This is a genomic window from Aquamicrobium ahrensii (assembly GCF_040545755.1).
GTDB lineage: Bacteria > Pseudomonadota > Alphaproteobacteria > Rhizobiales > Rhizobiaceae > Mesorhizobium > Mesorhizobium ahrensii.
Genome location: NZ_JBEPMN010000002.1, coordinates 1 through 16,813, shown reverse-complemented (window position 1 = coordinate 16,813; position 16,813 = coordinate 1). Strand labels below are relative to the sequence as shown.

The window sequence follows — 16,813 nt, the reverse complement described above, 5'->3', positions numbered from 1 at the left end:
GCTACGGATGGAGGGTTGAAGAGGCACGTCGGTATGCCCAGATCACAAGAGATCGTACAGAACGATCAGTTACTTGCTCTTAAAAGACGATCAGAAAACAAGGAGGAAGTGATGTCTGATGTCGTGTTCAACGAACCTGTAATTCTGCGCATGCCAAAAACTGGCCTCCGAAAGGTGGCGACAGGTTTTGAAGCACTGGAATGCCTTGAGCGCGAATGGCCGGACTGGGCACGTGGACGGCGTTGGCGGAATGCCGTTACTGCCTGTCGGGACGCACTCGATGGATGGCGCTCGGCGAAGGAGGCACGCCGGAGCTTCATGAAGGCTGCAATGCGAGCGGGCCTCGTTCAGGGAGCACGACGCACGCGAGTTCGGGGTACTCTCGGTAGCTATCAGGGAATTCCCGCCGGGCTTCAGTGAACGGATATGATCCCGTCGACGGCTTTCCATTCTGAGGGCCGGATCAGACGATGGTGGGCGACGCGCACGGAGTGCAGCGCGCCCTCCAGCGTCTCGGTCCAGTAGTCGAGAAAGCCGCGCAGTTCGGGAAACTTCGGGGCGAGATCGTAATCCTGCCAGACATAGACCTGCAACAGGCTCGGGTGATCTGGAAGACAATAGTGGATTTCGGCTGTGGTCAGGCCGTAGCCTTCCATCTGCATCCGGAACTCACGACTGACGATCGCTGGCATATGTCTCTCCTTTGTCGTTTCATGCGTGAAGACGATGGTGATGGTCTGCGGATCCGCATACGGCATCGTCCGCCCCGATGTCGCCGTGATCAAGACGCCGCAGCGCATCCATGATGACATCGAATGGGATGGGGCTTTCCGCGCCCGGCGGCTGGCGCAGTGCGGGCATCGATTCGACCGCGCATGCGTCGGATGCCCATGACGAGAGAATGGCGCGCTTCTCGCCTCGGTCGAGCGTGGCGTCACGCAGCACATCCTCGGGATACCTGTAGTGGCGCGCCGGCGACAGGAGCCGGTCGAGCGCAATGTCTTCGGCTCGTGGCGCGAGAGAGGGAATGATCGTCGAAAAATCGGCTCGGCGCATCGCTGTCCTCCTTCCGTTTTCAGCCGTTCCAAAAACTCCGTTTCGATCAGGACTCCGGACCGTACCTCCCGGCACGGCACAGCACAGCACAGCACAGCACAGCACAGCACAGCACAGCACAGCACAGCACAGCACAGCACAGAAGGAAGTTCGGCCAATCGAGCGAATTTTTCAAGTGCCCGGATGCTCGATGGTGTCAATTTCGGCTGCGATTACATCGCACTAGCAGTGAACGGCTGCGAGTGCCAAAAATTTTGCATTCCCCTCTTGAAATCGAAAATCGCCAAAACCAGATCGATACGCGCGTGACGCCGACAAGGGTTGCGCGGCCCCGCTCCGGCTCTCACCGGGCCGGAGCGGAGGGACCTCTCAAAATCTGTTTGTCCTTGAGGAGAACGATATGACGTTCCGTCCATTGCATGACCGTATCCTGGTTCGCCGCATCGAAGCCGACGAGAAAACCGCAGGCGGCATCATCATTCCCGATACCGCCAAGGAAAAGCCGAGCGAAGGCGAAGTGATCGCGGTCGGCCCCGGTGCCCGCGACGATGCGGGCAAGATCATTGAGCTCGACGTAAAGGTCGGCGACCGAATCCTGTTCGGCAAATGGTCCGGCACCGAGATCCGGCTCGACGGCGAAGACCTGCTCATCATGAAGGAAAGCGACGTGATGGGCGTGATCGAGCAGACCGCCACGCTGAAGAAGGCCGCCTGACGGATTCTTCGATCATCAACCAGTCAATGAAAACTGCCTATTGAAGGAGTGATCCAATGGCTGCCAAGGAAGTCAAGTTCAACACCGAAGCCCGCGAGAAGATGCTGCGCGGCGTCGACATTCTCGCCAATGCCGTCAAGGTGACGCTCGGGCCGAAGGGCCGCAACGTCGTCATCGACAAGTCGTTCGGCGCGCCGCGCATCACCAAGGACGGTGTGTCGGTCGCGAAGGAGATCGAGCTTGAGGACAAGTTCGAGAACATGGGCGCCCAGATGGTCCGCGAAGTGGCGTCGAAGACCAACGACCTTGCCGGCGACGGTACCACTACCGCCACTGTTTTGGCGCAGGCCATCGTCAAGGAAGGCGCCAAGGCCGTCGCCTCCGGCATGAACCCGATGGATCTGAAGCGCGGCATCGACAAGGCGGTGGATGCGGTTGTCGCCGAACTCAAGGCCAATGCGCGGAAGATCTCGAAGAATGACGAGATCGCCCAAGTCGGAACCATCTCAGCCAATGGTGATTCCGAGATCGGTCGCTTCCTCGCCGAAGCCATGCAGAAGGTGGGCAATGAGGGGGTCATCACCGTCGAAGAAGCCAAGACCGCCGAGACCGAGCTCGAGGTGGTCGAGGGCATGCAGTTCGACCGCGGCTATCTCTCGCCCTACTTCATCACCAATCAGGACAAGATGCGGGTCGAGTTCGAGGATCCCTATGTCCTGATCCATGAAAAGAAGCTCTCCAACCTTCAGGCCATGCTTCCCGTGCTCGAAGCGGTCGTCCAGTCCGGCAAGCCGCTCGTCATCATCGCCGAGGACGTCGAGGGCGAGGCGCTGGCCACGCTCGTCGTCAACCGTCTGCGCGGTGGCTTGAAGGTCGCCGCCGTCAAGGCGCCGGGCTTCGGCGACCGCCGCAAGGCCATGCTGGAGGACATCGCCATCCTCACCGGCGGCACGGCGATCAGTGAGGATCTCGGCATCAAGCTGGAGAACGTCACGCTGGAGATGCTCGGGCGCGCCAAGAAGGTCGTCATCGAGAAGGAGAACACCACCATCGTCGATGGCGCCGGTTCAAAGGCCGAGATCGAAGGCCGCGTGAAGCAGATCAAGGCGCAGATCGAGGAGACGACCTCCGATTACGACCGCGAGAAGCTTCAGGAGCGTCTGGCGAAGCTCGCCGGCGGCGTCGCGGTGATCCGCGTCGGTGGCGCGACCGAGGTCGAGGTCAAGGAGAAGAAGGATCGCGTCGACGACGCGCTGCACGCCACCCGCGCGGCGGTCGAGGAAGGCATTTTGCCGGGTGGCGGCGTGGCGCTGCTGCGTGCGCAGAAGGCTCTCGACAGTATCCAGACCGACAATGTCGACCAGAAACACGGCGTCGAGATCGTGCGCCGCGCGATCGAGGCGCCGGTGCGCCAGATCGCCGAGAATGCCGGCGCCGAAGGCTCCATCATCGTCGGCAAGCTGCGCGAGAAGGCCGACTTCGCCTTCGGCTGGAATGCCCAGACCGACGAATATGGCGACCTGTTCGCACAGGGGGTCATAGACCCGGCCAAGGTGGTGCGCACTGCCTTGCAGGACGCGGCGTCCGTCGCCGGCCTGCTGGTGACCACCGAGGCGATGATCGCCGAGAAGCTGAAGAAGGAAGCAGCCCCGGCAATGCCAGCGGGCGGCATGGACTTCTGACCATCTCGCTCTGAAAGTGACCGCTCCCATGTCGGGGGCGGTCAGGAGCAAAGCATAGATCGGAGACTGACATGAGCCTCATGCCGGACTTTGACCATGTACCTGTGCCGCATCATCCCCCGGCCGAGTTCCTGTCGCACGATGCGGAAGCGCGCACGGCATTGGCCCCGCTGTTCGAATCTCTGCTCGACAGACTGGTGATGGCTGGATGGGATCGGCGCACAGCGGCCTCCGCGCTGATGTTCCATGCGGCGGCGCAGGTGTCGGCCCTCTCGCGAGACGGCCGGCCACAATGATCCAGGAACCTCGCCTCCGGGCGGGGTTCCTTTCCAATCGAACCAGACGCGCGAAGGACCGGCGGCGGAAGATCTCTTCCGGCGCGACGGCATCGCCGCATCCAACACGAAGGAACCAAATCGGGAGATCGACAATGTTCATCGGCCTGCCTCGCGCCCCGCAGATTGTCGCCGTCCTTGTCACGTGCCTTGCATTGTCATTTTCCGGTGGCGCTGTGCCGCCCGCTGCCGCACAGGATGTGGCATCCGGCGTGCGTGGCGAGCGTTCGTTGCCCGATGTTCTGGAGGAGATCACGCCCGCGGTGGTCAACATCGCCGTCGCGTCTCGCGCGTCTGCCGAAACCAACCCGCTCTTCAACGATCCCTACTTCCGACGCTACTTCGATCTGTCTCAGATGCCGCAGCAAAGGCCCCGCATGAGCGCCGGGTCCGGCGTCATCGTTGACGCGGATAAGGGTTACATTCTCACCAACCACCATGTCGTCGACGGCGCGAGCGAGATCGCGGTGACGCTGAAAGATCGCCGCCGCTTCAATGCCGAACTGGTCGGCAGCGACAAGACACGCAACCCAATCCATGAAAGCTTTCATTTCTGGGCGAAAACTACGTGTTAAACCTCGCAGGAAATCAAGACCCTGTTCCTTACTGCGCGCCGCAATCGATGGTTAGTGTAGCACCGTCATCGATAGATGCGCCATTTTCGTCCACCAAGACCAGACCGGCAACGGACAGCTGTCTCCCGGAAGCCACGATTGTGAACTCCTGTGAATAGACACGTCCGGCCTGGATCCGACGCTCGGGACTGGCGAACGGGCCATCGACGCCGAGGCCGATGGTCATTGCATTTGCAGTAGACGACAGTTCGAAAAAGAACTTTTCTCCATCCGGTGTCGTCCCTGGCCCCTGGATTTCAATATCGTCGAAACCATCCTGGCTATGGATGCCGCATGTGGTCGGCGTAAATTCGTAGCGCCCTGCGGATGTTTCCAAAACACTTATTACGACGGCGGCGCTTTCTGATGTCGGCGCTTCCGCCTCCGCGCTACAACCTGTCAGCATCAAGCTGCTGAACAAGCCGATCATGACAACGGATCCGGTTCTACGCTCGTCCATTCCGAAGTTTCCTGTGATCACTTCTTTCTCCATTGCCTACGGATAGGACCAACCGTTGTGTTCGACGCGGAAAATGCGTAACGGCGCGCCGGGTTTGGTGGTGTCGGCGCGCAGGTAGAAGACCGCGCGCTGGTCCTTGCCGAAATTGGTGAAATCGACATTGATGGTGATCATGCCGCGCAGCATCGGCTGGTCGGGGTCGGGCATGGGGTCTTCGATGGCGCCGTCGAAGTCCTGCGCGCCATAAAGAGGATGCGCACCGACATTGCCGGAGGCCAGCCAGGCGACGATGTCGTCGGTGAAGTAGTTTCTGGATACGGCAGGATCGAATGCGCTCGGCAGATTGCTGTTTTCCGACTGGAACTGGCGTTCGTAGAGCTCACGCACCAGGTCCTGCGCCTGAGCAACCGGATCGATGCCGGGGGCTGCTGCATAGGGTTCGGGCGCTGGCTGTGCCGGGCGGGGCTTCGTCGCTGCGGCGATGGGCTCGCTGCCATCGGGGGTGATATAGCGTTGCGCCACCCAGCCCGCCTTGCTCATCGCCTTGTTGCGCATCAGACACCAGCGGGGCGGCAGCGCGCTGATTTGCGCCTGCGTCATCGCCATGTAGTGGGCAGCGGTGTAGAACGGAACACAGGTGATCTGCTGCATGTTGCGTTCATTGTGGGCGAATGTCTCGATCACCGGATAGTTGGTGCCGGGGCCCATCCGAGCGTTGAGAACATCGTTGCCGGAGACGCCCGTGACACGCCAGGCATCCGGTCCGTGACCATCGATTTCGGCATGGGCGGCAGACACGGCCAGGCCGAGCGCCATGACAAGCAATGTGGCCTTGAATGTGTGTGGCATGGTCATTTCACCTCTACGATCGCACGGCCCAGAACCTTGCGGCCGCTGACGTCAAGAAATCGGATTTCATAGGTTCCAGCCTGTGCCGGCATCTGCAGCTCCAGCGATTTTTCTGCTCCGACCTTGTGCGCGGCAATCCAGCTGAAATCGGCCTGATCGGCGCGGGCAAGGGCAACGCGTTGGTCCGCGCTCTTGCCTTCCGTGCGCCACGACACGGTGATTGTCTCACCGGCTCCGGCTTCTGACGGTGCCGCCAGTCCCGCCCCGTCATCCAGCGGCGCGTCTTGCGCCACCACTTCCAGCTGGTGGCTGGCAAGAGTGCGGGCGCCTTCGCGCAACACATAGCGGATTTCGTAAAGCCCTGTTTCAGCTGGCGCTTTCATCTCGCCGGCACGTGCGTCCCGAACCCGGATATAGTCGGCATATTCGCCCTCGGCGGTCCCGGCGGGAACAATGGTGATATAGTCTTCCGGGTGGATCGAGATCGACCAGGTCACCTGAATCTTAGTTCCGGCCCGGACGACATCAGGGCCGCTCACCACCACTTCGGCCTCAACGACTTCCACCGGGGCGGACGCCATGGTGCGTCCCCCTTCGCGCAGCACATAGCGTACCTCGTAAAGACCCGGCTCTGCGGGCGCGATCAATCGGTTTTCGGTGACATCGCGCACGCGCTGATAGTTGGTGTATTTTCCTTCCTCGGCTCCCACTGGAACGATGGTGACATAGTCTTCCGGATGGATCGACGCCGACCAGGTCACCTTGAAGCTTGCACCAGTGGTCACCTCTTTCGGTGCCGCGACCCCTATCTCGGCCTCAACGACCTCCACAGGGGTAGACGCCATGGTGCGGCCTCCTTCGCGCAGCACGTAGCGCACTTCGTAAAGGCCGGGCTCTGCGGGCGCGGTCAGTCTGTTTTCGGTGACATCGCGCACGCGCTGATAGTTGGTGTATTTTCCTTCCTCGGTTCCGGTGGGAACGATGGTGACATAGTCTTCCGGATGGATCGACGTCGACCATGTCACCTTGAAGCTTGCGCCTGTGGTCACCTGTTGCGGCGCAGTGATACCGATTTCGGCCTCGACGACCTCGACGGGAGTTGCTCCCAGCGTATGGCCATCTTTCCGTGTGACGTAACGTACCTCGTACAAACCGGGCTGGGCGGGCGCGATCAACCTGTTTTCGGTGACATCACGCACGCGCTGATAGTTGGTGTATTTTCCTTCCTCGGCTCCGACCGGAACGATGGTGACATAGTCTTCCGGATGGATCGACGCCGACCAGGTTACCTTGAAGCTTGATCCGGTCGTCACCTGTTCCGGCGCCTGGATCGCTATTTCCGCTTGTGGCTCCGGCTCCGGCTCCGGCGCCACTTCGGCCTCTGGCGGCGTCATTGGCTGCAAATCCATCACCGACTGGACATGGGCCAGCGCGGCCTTCAATTCATCGGCATTCTGCGCCGGAACGAAGACGCCGCCGGTGTTTTCGGCAATACAGGCAAGGCTTTCATGGGCCTGATCCTCAAGGTCGAAGCCGACGACATGGGTCGTGAACTTCACGCCCTGCCGCGCCAGTTGCTCGGCCAGCGCACAAGGGTCGGCCTGACAGGTTTCCAGACCATCGGAAATGAGCACCACGGTGGCGGGGTTGTCGCGATAGGACAGGAGTTCCGCGGCGTGCTGAACCGCGGCGGAAATCGGCGTCTTTCCTTTCGGGCGGATGCGGTTCACCGTGCTGATGAAGCTTGCCCGGTCGAGCGGCCCCGGCTCGATCAGGGTCTCGATGTCGCGGCAGTCGCCTTCCGAGCGATGCCCGTAGGCGACGAGGCCGAGATTGATGTCGTCGGACCAGCCGGTCACGAGATCGGCCATCACGTCGCGCGCGATTTCAATCTTGCTGGTGCCGTCGATCTGGCCCCACATCGAGCCGGAGGCGTCATAGACGATCACCACATCCTCAGCCGCCGAGGCGTCCGAAATGGACATCGTGACTGCCGTGGCCGCGACCAGCGCTGCCTTCAGAACTTTCATCATTGTCTCCTGTCGTGAATGGCGCGTCACGCCTGACGCCAGCTGCTTTCGGCTGCGGCGGAAGGTCGTGCTTCACCCAGGGCCCGGGCCTTCAGCTTGCGGAATTTGGCCGACATCTGTTCCAGCCTTGCGTCCCATTCGGGGTTTGGCTGCTGGCCTTCAATGGTCCTGAAGTAGACCTGCATCATGCAGGCGATGGCGAAGGGTTCCAGAAGCGCCGCCTTGACACTCCAGGCAAACAGCAGTGCGAAGACGAAGCCGCCTGCCGCCCAGGCTCCCGGCATCAGATAGACGACGAGAGCCGCCGGCGCGAGCATGACCAGAAACACGAGAAAGCTCATGAGGTAGACAATGATCGCAAGCCAGGCGGCGTTCTTGAGCATCACCTTGTAATTCTGGCCATAGAGCACCAGCGCTTCCCTGGCCGATCCCCATGGGTTGGTCGAACCAGTGCGAATTGCGTAGGCGAGGATGACCTCGTCGATGAAGCCGACGGCGACCCGCAGGAAGGCATGCAGGATACCGGAAAGCTGCTGCGCGCCAGGTATGGGCAGGATGGTCAGAATTCCGCGCACCAGCCCCGTGATCGCGCCGATCACGCCCTTGACGAGCTGATCGATGGCAAACAGCACGCTGGCCTGAGCGAAACGCTCCTTTACCACCGCTGTCGCATGGCTGACTTGCGACTTTCCGTCTGGCATTGGCTTGCCGTCGATCAGCTCGACCAGCACCGCTATATGGCCCGCCTTGACGATATAAAGGATGTATTCGCGCGCCCAGTACATGATGGCGCCAAACAGGCCGAACCCCATGATGGCGCCCCACATGGTCGTATTGGCCTGAAATCCTTCGTCACCGAAGCCGCCAACGCCATAGCCGATGCCCGCACCGGTTCCGGTTACCAGAACGTAGCCAGCGGCGATGCCGAAATAGACGACCATCCGCAGCACGATGAACGGCATGGTCCGCGCCATCATTGCCAGCGCATTGCCGACATTGAAATCCCACATGCTCTGCTCCGCCCTATATGCCTGTTGCGCAAGCTTAGCAGGCGCAAACCCAATATGCCCCGTTCATTTGGATAGGGACATGCCGGCAAGCCTGGGTATAATTGGCCCCAGCTATCCGAGCTGCAGAACGGATGGAATAAACTGGCAGAAAAAATACACGGAAAAGCCTGGGAGGCGGCGCGTCAATTTGCGAAGATTTTTGTTTTCTACCTTGGCGGCCACGTTGTTTTGCTTCTCTGACGTCCATGGACGTGACATGGAAAAAATCCCGCCGCCAACGTCTCCCCCAATACTTGAGGTTCGGGGGGCGATTTCCAGGATCACTACGCAAGGAGCGGCGTATTTCGACATGGAGATGCTGAGGGCGTTGCCTGTCGCCCGGCTGGAAACAGCGACGGCCGTCACAGATGGTGTGCGTCGCTTTAGCGGATTTCTGATGAGAGACCTTCTGGCGCATATCGGTGCCCGGGGCACAACCGTGACGGCGAGAGCCCTGAACGATTACGCAATTGACATTGCGATCGAGGAATTCGACCGGTTTGATGTCCTCGTAGCCTATGAAATGGATGGCGAACCGTTGTTGCCGAGCGACAAGGGGCCGTTATGGATAATCTATCCGCGTGACCAGCATGCGGAGTTGCAGGATATCCGCTTCGACTATCGCTGGGTCTGGCAATTGCGATGGCTGGATATTCAATGAGCCGTCAGGCGCGTGCATTGCTTGGCGTCGCGCTGCCGGTTTCGGCCATCGTCATCTTCGTTGCTCTGCTGGCGTTTTCGCTGATGCGTCTTTCCGACCTTGAGCGGGATATGCGCATCGAGGCCACCCAGAACATGCTTTGGGTGATCTCCAGGGCGCATATTTCAAGCCTTCAGCTGGGTGAGGCCGTCGTGGGCAGCGTAGCCGGAGAGGTTGATCACGCGCAGATGGAGTTGCGTTACAACGTATTCCTTAGCCGGCTTGCCTTGCTTGATGAGGGCCCGCAGCGTCGGCGGATGGAAGCACTTGGCGCTACCTCCGCGCTTGACGCCTTGCGTGGAAGCCTGGCTGATCTTGGCTCGCTGCTGATGAGCGCCAGACCAGAGGTGATACCCCGTATCAGGGCTCTGCTTGTCCCTTACAATGCAGCGCTCACGGAAGCGGCCAACAAGGCAATGGTGGCCGAATGGGACGACCTTGGCGCTACGCTCGACACAACACGCAAGCAGTTATGGCAGATCATCATCTCCATGATCGGTATATCGCTGGCAGGCACCGTGCTTTGCGTCCATTTTTTGCTGGCGATACGGGATGCAAGGCAACGGACTCGCCTGCTCAACAAGGAAAAGGCGTTCTCCGAACTTTTGATCGGCTCCAGTGGCGAAGGCATAATCGCCGTGGATATGGATCGGCGCTGCACGGTTTGGAACGAGGCTGCCGAACGGTTGTTTGGGGTCACCGCTGACGTGGCTACAGGCGCAATACTGAGCGAAATCTCAGGCTTTTTCGAGGTCGGCAGGATTGAGCAGGCGATCAGCGATGCCCTTCAGGGACAGGCTGTTGCACTGCTGGATCAGCCGTTCTTTCCGTCTCATCAGTCCAACCCGCTTTATGTCGACTTGCGCTGCTTCTCTCTGCGTGACGGCGGACGCATCATCGGCATGATCCTGCTGATGTCGGACGTGACCGAGCGGAGGGCAGCGCAGCGGGAGATAGCCAATCATCGCGACCATCTGGAGCAGCTGGTGCAGGCGCGCACGCAGGAGCTTGACGCTGCCCTGACCCGAGAGCGGGCTACAGCGGATCTTTATCGGAACTTCGGCACCATGATCTCGCACCAGTTCCGCACGCCGCTCGCCCTTGTCGATTCCGCGCTTCAGCGCCTGATGCGCCGGCGTGACCGGCTGACTCCGGAAGAAATCCTGGAACGGGGCGAGGAAGCCCGCAGCGCTGTCGCGCGTCTGGTCAGGTTGGTGGAAAGCACCCTCGACGCCGCACGCCTCGATGCCGGCCAGATCGAAGTCCGCAGTCAGCTTTGCGATCTCGGTGACCTCGTAGCAGAGATCTGCTCCCGGTCGACAGAAAACACTGGCTCGGGGCGGATCACTGTCACGCTTCCAGACGGCGCTTCTCCCATTGCCTATTGTGATCCCGTGCATGCGGAACACATCCTCACCAATCTGCTGTCCAATGCCGTCAAATACTCACCGGCAAAGACACCGATAAGCATTACCCTCACCGACAGCGGCACGCAGATCGAATGCGTAGTAGCCAACACTGGACCTCAGGAGGGGTCATTCGAACGGGAGGCGCTGTTCGAACGCTATTATCGCGGCAGCAATACGGAAGGCCGTCCCGGTATCGGAGTCGGCCTCTATATGGCCAGAGCGCTTGCCCGCTTGCAGGGCGGTGATGTGCAATTGCAAAATTCGGAGCCTGGCATGGTTCGAATGGCGATGCTGCTGCCCAGTAGTGCCTCCGGTTCCGGCTCCGTTACAGCCATGGCCCTACGAAAGGAACCGGCATGACATTCGCGCCGTCTCCGAACCGGAAGCGCTTTGTGATCCTTTGCATCGAGGATGAAGCGCAACTGAGGCGTGACATCAGGGATGAACTGGTCGAGGCAGGCTATGATGTGGTAGAAGCCGACAATGGCAAGCATGCGCTCGGCAAGCTGGCGCGTGTCTGCCCCGATCTGGTTCTTTGCGACATCTCCATGCCCGAACTTAACGGCTATGGCGTGCTTAAGGCCCTGCATGAAAGGGGGCCGGACTATGCCGAAATTCCGTTCGTGTTCCTCTCTGCCCTTGCCGATCCTAGGCACATCGTCGATGGAAAGCGGCTTGGTGCCGATGATTATCTCGTCAAACCAATAGATTATGATCTCTTACTAGTGACAATCGAAGCGCGTTTGCGCCAGATCGATCGAATCCGTTCAGCGCGCCCACTGGAGCCGACCGATACAGATTTTTCAACGCTGGCTCAGTCATACGGCCTCACGCCCGCAGAAATACGGATAACCCAAGCGCTTACACAAGGCAGGAAATTGACGCAGATCGCGGCTGACCTTGGTGTATCCCGGTCTACCGTTGCCTTTCATATGCGCAATATATTCCAGAAGACTAATACCGGCAGGCAGGCGGAACTGGTTGCTCTCCTGCTCAAGAAATAACAGCGCCTGCGAGGCTTTCGTATATGGAGGTCGTCATGTGACCACCGAGCCGGTGTTTTCTCCGCCGTTTCTTTTACTGCCGCTACTTCCCAAGTGAGAGGTGCCGAGACAAAAGTATAACCACACTCGATAGGAGGTCTCGACTTTGCTATCGACCGATGAAGGCAGGCAACTGCCATTCAGAGCTTCATGCACAACGTCGTTTGCGAAAAACCATCAATCGGGCCGGAAGCGATTCGAACTTCTCCACCGCCAAACGCCGCCGTTTCTACTCTCCCTCACATGACGCCACCTCTCGCTCCTGGCACAAGCGTACTTTCGGCGGTTATAGCGTACTGTGGAGGGAAATCGGCGGTATTTGGCGCGCTGCTCCGGGTGAAGATGACAACTACGTCTACTCTATAGCCCTCTAGAGCCTGCCTATTTGGCCAAGGTATTTAGCCTTCGATGTGATTTTCCTGATCTGGGCATTTCGCCTCCCAGATCAAAAGAGGAAAAAACCTCAAAGTTCGAATCCCTCCCGTTCCGCCACTTCGCCGCCGATAGCGCGATATCGCCACCCATAACCGCCGATCACCGCACAGTAATTTGCGGAATCACGCGAGACGTCCCGCCGATAGCCCTCTACAGCGCGAATAAAGGAAGGGTTCTCACATGCCCGACCAAGCGGAACAGCCGTCGCCGAAAACAGCCGCCGATTACACACCGGAAATCGCGCGTGGCACCTACACCACCCGCAATGACAGCTTGGCGCCAGGAGCGGACGTTGGCTTCAAGCTACAAATCGGACGTTCTGAGTTGTCTCGTCCGAATAGCGCAGCATCCTTTGCCGGGCGTCCAACCTTGCGGTGAGATAGGGCTCTTCGAACTTTGTGGAGTTCCGCTCTGAAGTGCAGGCGTTCTCGCCGCTGGCGAACCGCTTCAAGTCAAGGCGCGCCAACTTTCGCAGCATGGTCGGCCAACACCGCAACGAGGCGCTCAAGAAGCGGCGTAAATCCGTCCCAGTTGATGGCTTTCGCATGAGGTCTGACGACCCGATGAGCGAACGGTGCCTTGCTGATGTGGATCGCCTTGTCGAAGCCTTCGCCCTCCGCGTGGAAGAGCTTCCCTTCGACAGGGATAGTTTTCGTCGCCGCGTCGAAAAGATCCTCAATCTCGGACATGGGAGCCCCTGCGACGTGAGGCGTCTTTACGAGATAGAGGTTCTCCGTGAGATAGAAGAACGGATCGGTCGAGGCGTTGCTGATCGATGTGCCAAAGTGGCTGTTGAGGGGTTTGGCGACCTTCGGCGAGAGGACCGTGTCGTTGTCTAGGAGAATGATCACGGGGAACAGCAACGGCTTGTGTTTGTAGACCCTCATGCGCTTTGCGTAGCTATGCATCAGCGAAACCAAGAGGCTGGCACCGCCCGTTAGGCCCAAGATGCGATGGACCTCATTCGTGTAGTTGAAGAAGGTCATCGCATAGGAGAACCCCTCCGGCGTCTTCTCGCCGAGGGTCGGTTGAAACGCCGGCAGGTGCGCGATCGCGTTCCTCAGATAGATGCTGTCGGTCGGACCTTCGCAGACAATAAGTGGCCGTTCGAGCGCGACGAAGGTCTTGTAGAACCAGAAGCGGACATGGTCGGCGTGACCATAGACGACATCGGGCTTCGCATCGTTTGGAAGGCGCTCGCTCTTGAGCTTCACATTTCGAACATGGCTCATCATGCCGGCTAGGGGCGCCAGGCTGGTGATGTTTTCAGGAGCAGCACCTTCGGGCACGCCGGCCTTCAGCGTCGGCAGCTGATAGCTGCCTGTCTCGTACATCGACCGGCACATTGAGCGTAGCGATCGCCAATAAGTGCGGGTCACGTTGGCCTTCGCGTTGACGGTCAAGCCGGTGACGAGTTGGCGGCTCCCCTTGATCTGCATCCGGGTCTTAGTAGGATTGAGGAGGAAGCCAGATTTCTCAATCACTTTGACGAGGGCATCACCCGCAATCCACGAGCCGTCTTCCGCCTCCGCCAGCAGCGCGAGTTCGGCCGGGAATTCCTTCTGGTTCGTCGAAAAACTCAGATCGTCAGCGTACCGCGAGTATGTCACGTGATGCTTCTTAGCAAGCTGAACGAGGCGGACGTCGAGGAGGTGCGCGATCATGTCGGCGATCACCGGCGAACAGGGACTCCCCTGCGGTAGCCCATTTTCAAAACAGGCGATCTTGGCGAGGAGGGTCGCGATCTTCTCGTCGAGCTCGAAGTCCTTGTCCTTTAGGAAGAAACCGCGTACGCGCCCGAAATTGAACGTCGGAAAGAAGTCAGCGAGGTCGACGTTCAAGATGTAGCGGCGGTTCGTGTGATTGCGCGCGTTGCTGACGATAGACAGCTTCTTTCGGAAGCCATGGGAGAGCGGCTTGCGCGGCGTCGCCTCCTGGATCTCATCTCGGCATTCGTTGAGGAGATCCGACAGCGCTCGTTGCGCGTCCTTTAGTGGCCCGACAGGGGAGGAAATCTCCCGCTCACCACCGGCCTTTTTGGGGATCGTGAACTTCTTATACTTCGCCGCGTCGGGAAGCTTGTAAAGGACGTAGGCCAGATAACTCGGCTTGAAACCGAGAAGATCGGCCACATCGCCAAGCTTAGTGCGGGCTTTCAGTGCGAGAAGTTTCGACACTCAACCCCCGTCGAACAGGGGGCGGCTTACAGGCACTCTTACGCAAACGACCGTCGATCGACAGCCCATCGCCGAGGAGCGTTGAGGAGCGTCTCCCCCCAACATTGGTTCATATGCGGCAATGACGCCGCAACAAGTCTGCCTGTAAGCCTTGCCGCCAGAGTAGCAAATTTCTCGGATTGATGTCGAGGCCAGGGACATCACATGAAACTCCGAAAATCGTACTCTTCATCGACTAGCGATGGGTTTTGTTTGATGATCTGAGCGAAGCGCTGAGAGTACTCAAGCGTCACGGGAAGCTTCTTGTAGAGCGTGTTGTTGTTCCAATCCATCTTGGTGAGGCCCAATATGCCTGAACACGTCTCGAACCAACCGCCGCTGCCGCTGAACCTGCGTAGCATCAACGGCGAAGGCACCGGCTTGAGTGGCCCTTCTTTGTAGACGTCGCGGTTGGGCTGCGAGGTGTGAACACCGCAGACGCTTCCTTGTGTCCAAAAGAGCGCTTCGCTCTCCGACATATGGATCAGCGTGCCCCGCGTCACGGGGTAGCCATCAGGACGCGGCGGGGTGGAAGTGTTGTACCGCGTCGCCGACCAGTTCGTGTCGCGAACAACCTGCACCAACTCAACTTCGGTCTGATCGTTGAAGGCCTCGATCGCGCCCAGCGCCTCTTCCTCGCGGAAGGCCGTGTTCTTGTGGATCGTCACCTTCTTCGGTGCACGACCAGAGTGACCGCGCTGATAGATTTCGAGGCTGCGCGACATGACGCTCAGCATTTCGTTGTAGGAGAGATAAGGGTTGTGACGACGGTCCTGCGTGAAGTCGCGCGTGTCGTAGGCGACGAACTGAAAGCCGGTGCCGTCGGGGTCGAAGACTTGGCTGCAACAGGTCTGGTACTCTGTGCCGTCAGCCGTCTTCTTCATCGCGTAGCTGATGCCGATGAATGCGTTGTTCCGATCCAGGCCAGCCAGCTTCCAAGGGATGCCGTTGGATTTGGCGTAGAGAGCCAGGCTCAATCCCCACATCACGTTCGCGCGGTCTGACCGCGCTAAACTGCTGTCCAGCACGATTTGGAGCGGAATGTTGGACGGCGCGCAGTATGCCTTCAGAAAGTCGTGCAGGTCGAAGCCGGGCTCCTCAAAGCAGGCGGCCCAACTCTGCGGCAGATAGAGGAGAAGGACGTCGAAGTTGGATCGCTGCGACGCCATTTTTCCGATCGCATCGAACAGGAGGCGCGCGAGTTCTCGTTTGTCGCCCTGCCGCGCGCTCTCGTCGAGATCTTGCCCGAGCTCGGAACGCGCACCCGCGTTCGGACCATTCAGAGGTATCCGGAAGAGAGGCTCAAAGCCAGGATACTCCGGATAGTAGTTGGTCGCCTCGCGCGGTGTGAAATTGCGGTTGAGCTCAGTGACCAGTCTGTCGAGTTTCGACATTCCAGCCTTAGGCGCCAGGAACGCAAGTCGGACACGTGCAGGAACACCGAGGGCCATACTGTAGGGGCCGCGATCGATCAGTCCCTTAAGCGGATGAAGCCCGACGTTGCGGTTAGCAAAGATCAACTGCGGCTCGGGAACCGTCAGGTAGCCACTGAGTTCGTAGGGGCGAAGACTCATCGTGCGCCCCCTTTCGAAAAGCCCGTTCGGTCATTGACGACGAAGGTCGGATTGCCCGGCCCTGCAACGTGATCGAACGACGTCAGCGTTCGGTCTGTGTGTCGCGGAGTTCCGGGAAGAAGCAGCTCAATCCACGCGCTCATCAGCGCATTGGCAGGACCGTTGTAGCGACCGCGCATTCTTCGATCCAAAAACGTGGACGCTTCCCTTCTCGCCCACCGCGGCCAGATGTAGACGTCGGGCTTCAGCAGCACCCACGTCCGTCCGCCGATCTGTTGGAGGTCGATCTCCACAGCTTCAGCCCACCATACGGAAATCGACTCCGGATGTTCTTCGGTGGGCTTCGTCATTAGGCCGGGGACCTGCCCGTAGACGTGACCTCCAGATTCGACAGCCTCGGATAGCCCCTTCAAGAGAGGAGACCGTGCCGACTGCCTTTCGACGATAAGCGTAGAGCCGTAGCGAGAAGCCCGATGCACCAACGGCTTCCCGCGTTTGAGCGCGAGCGCCAAACCGCCCTCCACAAACCCTTTGAGGTAGAGGTTCTCGACGGACAGATGCTCTTTGTCGATCCCAAAGGCGGCTATTGGGTGAAGTTTGTCGTCACCCGCGTTCCGGCCTCGCCGGAAAAGCCGCATGGCCTCGA

The 16,813-nt window shown here is 59.5% G+C and carries 15 protein-coding genes and 2 pseudogenes; 8 read left to right on the top strand and 9 right to left on the bottom strand.

Annotation, left to right across the window (positions count from 1 at the left end):
- Positions 1 to 33 precede the first annotated feature (33 nt).
- Positions 34 to 420: a DUF982 domain-containing protein gene (locus tag ABID44_RS03020; RefSeq protein WP_354150210.1), complete on the top strand. Its 387-nt coding sequence runs from the start codon at positions 34 to 36 to the stop codon at positions 418 to 420.
- On the opposite strand, the gene ABID44_RS03015 is transcribed toward ABID44_RS03020, so the two are convergent.
- Both ABID44_RS03015 and ABID44_RS03010 read right to left on the bottom strand, forming a co-directional pair.
- On the bottom strand, positions 414 to 692 hold the full coding sequence (locus tag ABID44_RS03015) for an usg protein (RefSeq protein ID WP_354150209.1): 279 nt from the start codon (positions 690 to 692) through the stop codon (positions 414 to 416). The genes ABID44_RS03020 and ABID44_RS03015 overlap by 7 nt on opposite strands.
- A gap of 19 nt (positions 693 to 711) precedes the next feature.
- Positions 712 to 1,056 carry a hypothetical protein gene (locus ABID44_RS03010; protein WP_354150208.1) on the bottom strand — a complete coding sequence of 115 codons (345 nt, stop codon included), beginning with the start codon at positions 1,054 to 1,056 and terminating at the stop codon, positions 712 to 714.
- A 400-nt stretch (positions 1,057 to 1,456) separates the two neighbouring features.
- Here ABID44_RS03010 and ABID44_RS03005 point away from each other — a divergent pair, with 400 nt between their 5' ends.
- The 4 genes and pseudogenes from ABID44_RS03005 to ABID44_RS02990 all read left to right on the top strand — a co-directional run.
- Entirely contained in the window at positions 1,457 to 1,771 is a 315-nt protein-coding gene (locus ABID44_RS03005) for a co-chaperone GroES (protein ID WP_122066815.1), read from the top strand.
- 56 nt (positions 1,772 to 1,827) lie between these two features.
- The gene (gene groL / locus ABID44_RS03000) at positions 1,828 to 3,453 is read left to right on the top strand and encodes a chaperonin GroEL (protein ID WP_354150207.1); all 1,626 of its coding nucleotides are present in this window, start codon (positions 1,828 to 1,830) and stop codon (positions 3,451 to 3,453) included.
- Positions 3,454 to 3,524: 71 nt separating this feature from the next.
- The gene (locus tag ABID44_RS02995) at positions 3,525 to 3,749 is read left to right on the top strand and encodes a hypothetical protein (RefSeq protein WP_254692840.1); all 225 of its coding nucleotides are present in this window, start codon (positions 3,525 to 3,527) and stop codon (positions 3,747 to 3,749) included.
- 134 nt (positions 3,750 to 3,883) lie between these two features.
- Positions 3,884 to 4,309 (top strand): annotated as a pseudogene (locus ABID44_RS02990) (trypsin-like peptidase domain-containing protein); the annotation flags it as partial.
- Positions 4,310 to 4,391: 82 nt separating this feature from the next.
- Here ABID44_RS02990 and ABID44_RS02985 read toward each other — a convergent pair.
- From ABID44_RS02985 to ABID44_RS02970, 4 genes are read right to left on the bottom strand one after another with little or no spacing between them, the layout of a single operon-like run.
- Positions 4,392 to 4,862, bottom strand: a complete 471-nt coding sequence (locus ABID44_RS02985; RefSeq protein WP_354150206.1) for a hypothetical protein — start codon at positions 4,860 to 4,862, stop codon at positions 4,392 to 4,394.
- Positions 4,863 to 4,898: 36 nt separating this feature from the next.
- Positions 4,899 to 5,711, bottom strand: coding sequence for an SH3 domain-containing protein (locus ABID44_RS02980; RefSeq protein ID WP_354150205.1), 813 nt, complete (start codon positions 5,709 to 5,711; stop codon positions 4,899 to 4,901).
- Between the two features lie 2 nt (positions 5,712 to 5,713).
- Positions 5,714 to 7,741, bottom strand: a complete 2,028-nt coding sequence (locus tag ABID44_RS02975) for a vWA domain-containing protein (protein WP_354150204.1) — start codon at positions 7,739 to 7,741, stop codon at positions 5,714 to 5,716.
- A 26-nt stretch (positions 7,742 to 7,767) separates the two neighbouring features.
- The gene (locus tag ABID44_RS02970) at positions 7,768 to 8,751 is read right to left on the bottom strand and encodes a hypothetical protein (RefSeq protein WP_239800555.1); all 984 of its coding nucleotides are present in this window, start codon (positions 8,749 to 8,751) and stop codon (positions 7,768 to 7,770) included.
- A 256-nt stretch (positions 8,752 to 9,007) separates the two neighbouring features.
- On the opposite strand from ABID44_RS02970, the gene ABID44_RS02965 reads away from it, so the two are divergent.
- From ABID44_RS02965 to ABID44_RS02955, 3 genes are read left to right on the top strand one after another with little or no spacing between them, the layout of a single operon-like run.
- On the top strand, positions 9,008 to 9,451 hold the full coding sequence (locus tag ABID44_RS02965) for a putative pterin-binding protein (RefSeq protein WP_193731092.1): 444 nt from the start codon (positions 9,008 to 9,010) through the stop codon (positions 9,449 to 9,451).
- Complete coding sequence (locus ABID44_RS02960) at positions 9,448 to 11,259, top strand: sensor histidine kinase (protein ID WP_193731093.1); 1,812 nt, start codon at positions 9,448 to 9,450, stop codon at positions 11,257 to 11,259. The genes ABID44_RS02965 and ABID44_RS02960 overlap by 4 nt, the downstream gene beginning before the upstream one ends.
- On the top strand, positions 11,256 to 11,903 hold the full coding sequence (locus ABID44_RS02955) for a response regulator transcription factor (protein ID WP_193731094.1): 648 nt from the start codon (positions 11,256 to 11,258) through the stop codon (positions 11,901 to 11,903). The genes ABID44_RS02960 and ABID44_RS02955 overlap by 4 nt, the downstream gene beginning before the upstream one ends.
- A gap of 926 nt (positions 11,904 to 12,829) precedes the next feature.
- On the opposite strand, the gene ABID44_RS02950 is transcribed toward ABID44_RS02955, so the two are convergent.
- From ABID44_RS02950 to ABID44_RS02940, 3 genes and pseudogenes are all read right to left on the bottom strand, one after another.
- Positions 12,830 to 14,554, bottom strand: a complete 1,725-nt coding sequence (locus ABID44_RS02950; protein WP_354150203.1) for a retron Ec67 family RNA-directed DNA polymerase/endonuclease — start codon at positions 14,552 to 14,554, stop codon at positions 12,830 to 12,832.
- A 200-nt stretch (positions 14,555 to 14,754) separates the two neighbouring features.
- On the bottom strand, positions 14,755 to 16,167 hold the full coding sequence (locus ABID44_RS02945; protein ID WP_354150202.1) for an argonaute/piwi family protein: 1,413 nt from the start codon (positions 16,165 to 16,167) through the stop codon (positions 14,755 to 14,757).
- A pseudogene (locus ABID44_RS02940) lies at positions 16,164 to 16,813 on the bottom strand (hypothetical protein); the annotation flags it as partial. The gene ABID44_RS02945 and the pseudogene ABID44_RS02940, both read right to left, overlap by 4 nt.